We start from the raw sequence: 3,824 nt of genomic DNA, 5'->3' as shown, positions 1-3,824 counted from the left end.
GCCGGCCCAGGCGGGCCGGCCCCGGATTTCTCCCCCGCGACCGCGCCGGGGGCCTTTGCCGCGAGGAACAGCGAGTGCGAGAGAAGAGAACGCTTCGGCCCCGCGGGGGCCGGGAAAGGAGGCTGGGTTTGGAACAGGTCAGCGCGATCCAGCTCAAGGGGATCACCAAGCGGTTTGGCCGCGTCGTGGCCAACGACGGAATTGATCTGGAGGTCCGGCGCGGCGAGATTCTCTCCCTTCTGGGGGAGAACGGAAGCGGCAAGACCACCCTGATGAACATGATCTCCGGCATCTACTTCCCCGACGAGGGGCACATCCAGGTGGGGGGAAGGGAGGTCACCATCCGCTCCCCCAAGGACGCCTACGCCCTGGGTATCGGCATGATCCACCAGCACTTCAAGCTGGTGGACGTGTTCACCGCGGCACAGAACATCGTCCTGGGCCTGGAGGGGAAGGGGGCCTTCGATCTCCGGGCCGCCGCCCGCCGGGTGAAGGAGATCAGCGAGAAGTACGGCTTTGACATCGATCCCGGCAAAAAGGTCTACGACATGTCGGTGTCGGAGAAGCAGACGGTGGAGATCCTCAAGGTGCTCTACCGGGGGGCGGACATCCTCATTCTGGATGAGCCCACCGCCGTCCTCACCCCCCAGGAGACCGAAAAGCTCTTCGCCGTCCTGCGCAACATGCGCGCCGACGGCAAGGCCATCGTCATCATCACCCACAAGCTCCACGAGGTCATGGCCCTCTCCGACCGGGTGGCCGTCCTCCGCAAGGGCAAGTACATCGGCACCGTCCACACCGCCGACACCGATCCCCAGAAGCTCACCGAAATGATGGTGGGCCGGGCGGTGAGCCTGAACATCGACCGGCCGGAGGCCAAGTACCGGGATCTCCGCCTGGAGGTCAAGGGCCTGACCTGCCGGGATCACGAGGGGATCAAGACCCTGGACGACGTGTCCTTCCAGGCCTTCGGCGGCGAAATTCTGGGCATTGCGGGCATCGCCGGCTCCGGCCAGAAGGAGCTGCTGGAGGCCATCGCCGGCCTCCAGGCCGCGGAGGCGGGCAGCGTGCTCTATTACCCGCCCCACCCCAACAGCGACATCGCCGGCTACCACGTCCCCGTGGACCGGGACGGCGAGGAGCTGGTGGGCAAGACCCCCATGCAGATCCGCCGTGTGGGCGTGTCCCTGGCCTTCGTGCCGGAGGACCGCCTGGGCATGGGCCTGGTGGCGGGCATGGACATGGTGGACAACATGATGCTCAAGACCTACCGGGAGCACAAGGGCCCCTTCGTGGACCGCAAGGCCCCCCGGGCGCTGGCCCAGCGGCTGATTGACGAGCTGGAGATCGTCACCCCCGGCGTCGGCACTCCGGTGCGCCGGCTCTCCGGCGGCAACGTGCAGAAGGTGCTGGTGGGCCGGGAGATCGACTCCACCCCCACCGTGCTTATGACCGCCTACCCCGTCCGGGGCCTGGACATCAACTCGTCCTACACCATCTACGGCTTGCTCAACCAGCAGAAGATGAAGGGCGTGGCCGTGCTCCTGGTGGGGGAGGATCTGGACGTGCTGCTGGAGCTGTGCGACCGGATCCTGGTGCTCTGCGGCGGCAAGGTCTCCGGCATCGTGGACGGCCGGAATACCACAAAGGAAGAGGTGGGCCTCTACATGACCCACGTGGGCGGCGGAAAGGAGGCGGGCGAGCGTGCATAGCAGCGGCAAAACACCCCTGATCCGCCTGGCCAAGCGGGACGGCATGGCCGGCGCGGGCCAGTGGGGCATCCGCATCGCGGCCATCCTGCTGGCCCTGGTGGTGGGCGGCCTGGTGATCCTGCTCTCGGGCAACAACCCCATCCAGGGCTACGCCATCATCGTGGAGGGCGCCCTGGGCAAGACCTCCGGTATCCGGCAGACCGTGAAGAACTTCATCCCCCTGCTGGGGACCGCCCTGGCCATCGCCCCCTGCTTCAAGATGCGCTTCTGGAACATCGGCGCCGAGGGACAGATCACCGCCGGCGCCATGTGCGCCACCTATTTCGCCCTCTTCTGGGCCGACTCCATCCCCCAGGTGCCCCTGCTGCTCCTCATGTGCGCCGCCGGCGCCATCGGCGGTGGCCTGTGGGCGCTGGTGCCCGCCTTCTTCAAGGCCCGCTGGGGGACCAACGAGACCCTGTTCACCCTGATGATGAACTACATCATCATCGGCGTGGTGAAGTGGCTCCAGGGCGGCCCGTGGGAGAAGATCCCCCGGGGCAGTCAGCAGATTGAGCAGTTCGCCTCCAACGCCTGCCTGCCCCGGGTGGCCGGCGTGTACTGCGGCTGGATCGTGGTGCTGGCCCTGACGGTGTTCATGTTCCTCTACATGAAATACACCAAGCACGGCTATGAGATCGCCGTCATCGGCGAGAGCGAGAACACCGCCCGGTACGCGGGCATGAACGTGGGCTGGGTCATCATGCGCACCATGTTCCTCTCCGGCGCCATCGCCGGCGTGGTGGGCTTCCTGCTGGTCTCCGGCGCCAACAACACCCTGTACTCCGGCGTGGCCGCCGGGGCGGGCTTCACCGCCATCACCGTGGCCTGGCTGGCCCAGCTCAACCCCTTCGCCATGGTGGGCATATCCGCCCTGCTGGCCGTCCTCCAGAAGGGCGCGGACACCCTCAACACCCAGATGGGTATCCCCGCGTCCCTCTCCGACGTCATCACCGGCGTGCTTCTCTTCTTCATGCTGGGGTGCGAGTTCTTCATCAACTATAAGCTGGTCTTCCGCGGCGCGGAGGAGCGCCACAAGAGGAAGGAGGCGGCGAAATGACCTTTCTGCTCAACCTGATCACGGCCGCCGTCCTCTACGGCACGCCCCTGCTCTACGGCACCAGCGGCGAAATCCTCACCGAGAAGTCGGGCAACCTGAACCTGGGCGTCGAGGGCATGATGTTCATGGGCGGCGCCCTGGGCCTGGGCGCGGCGTTCTACTATGAGAAGCTGGCGGGCGCGGCGGTGTCCGCCCCCCTGGCGGTGGTCATCGCCATCGCCGCCTCCTTCCTGGCCGGCGCGCTGGCTGCCCTGCTCTTCAGCTTCCTCACCATCACCCTCCGGGCCAACCAGAACGTCACCGGCCTGGCCCTCACCATCTTCGGCACCGGCGTGGGCCAGTACATCGGTGAATTTATGCGGGTGCGGGAGGGCACCTACGTGGCCGTCAGCAACACCCTGAAGGGGGCCTTCAACGGCTCGCCCTTCCCGGTCTTCCTCCAGGAGCTGCCGGTGGTGGGCAGGCTGCTCTTCAGCCACAGCATCTTCACCTATCTGGGCATCGCCATGGCAGTGGCCATGGGCCTGTACCTCCACCGCAGCCGCTCCGGCCTCTACCTGCGCGCGGTGGGCGAGTCCCCCGCCACCGCCGATGCCGCCGGCATCAGCGTCACCCGCTGCAAGTATCTGGCCACCGTCATCGGCGGCGGCATCTCGGCCATCGGCGGCATGGTGTATATCATGACCGTGGTGGGCGGCGTTTGGAACCACGAGGGACTCTCCGGCGTGGGCTGGCTGGCCGTCGCTCTGGTGATCTTCTGCCTGTGGAGCCCCTACCGGGCCATCTGGGGTTCCATCCTCTTCGGCGGCCTGCTCATTCTCTACCTGCGCATGCCCATCGACCTGATCCCCGACCAGATCTACAAGATCCTGCCCTATGTGGTCACCGTGATCGTGCTGGTCTTTACCTCCATGCGCAACAACCGCGACAAGCAGCCGCCGGCCAGTTTGGGCCTGGCGTATTTCCGGGAGGAGCGGTAAGCCACGGATGTTTACCCGCTTTCCCGGCTGCTT

At 66.4% G+C, this 3,824-nt stretch carries 3 protein-coding genes; all 3 read left to right on the top strand.

Annotated features, from left to right (window positions below; translation table 11 throughout):
• Positions 1 to 128 precede the first annotated feature (128 nt).
• The 3 genes from HMPREF0372_RS12520 to HMPREF0372_RS12510 are packed head-to-tail and all read left to right on the top strand — an operon-like array spanning position 129 to position 3,791.
• Positions 129 to 1,712 carry an ABC transporter ATP-binding protein gene (locus HMPREF0372_RS12520; RefSeq protein ID WP_039997462.1) on the top strand — a complete coding sequence of 528 codons (1,584 nt, stop codon included), beginning with the start codon at positions 129 to 131 and terminating at the stop codon, positions 1,710 to 1,712.
• The gene (locus tag HMPREF0372_RS12515; RefSeq protein WP_007493021.1) at positions 1,705 to 2,811 is read left to right on the top strand and encodes an ABC transporter permease; all 1,107 of its coding nucleotides are present in this window, start codon (positions 1,705 to 1,707) and stop codon (positions 2,809 to 2,811) included. Before HMPREF0372_RS12520 ends, HMPREF0372_RS12515 begins: the two co-directional genes overlap by 8 nt.
• Complete coding sequence (locus tag HMPREF0372_RS12510; RefSeq protein WP_007493019.1) at positions 2,808 to 3,791, top strand: ABC transporter permease; 984 nt, start codon at positions 2,808 to 2,810, stop codon at positions 3,789 to 3,791. The genes HMPREF0372_RS12515 and HMPREF0372_RS12510 overlap by 4 nt, the downstream gene beginning before the upstream one ends.
• Positions 3,792 to 3,824 lie beyond the last annotated feature (33 nt).

The organism is Flavonifractor plautii ATCC 29863 (assembly GCF_000239295.1).
GTDB lineage: Bacteria > Bacillota > Clostridia > Oscillospirales > Oscillospiraceae > Flavonifractor > Flavonifractor plautii.
Note: the sequence above shows the minus strand (reverse complement) of the source record. Positions and strands in the feature narration are given on the sequence as shown.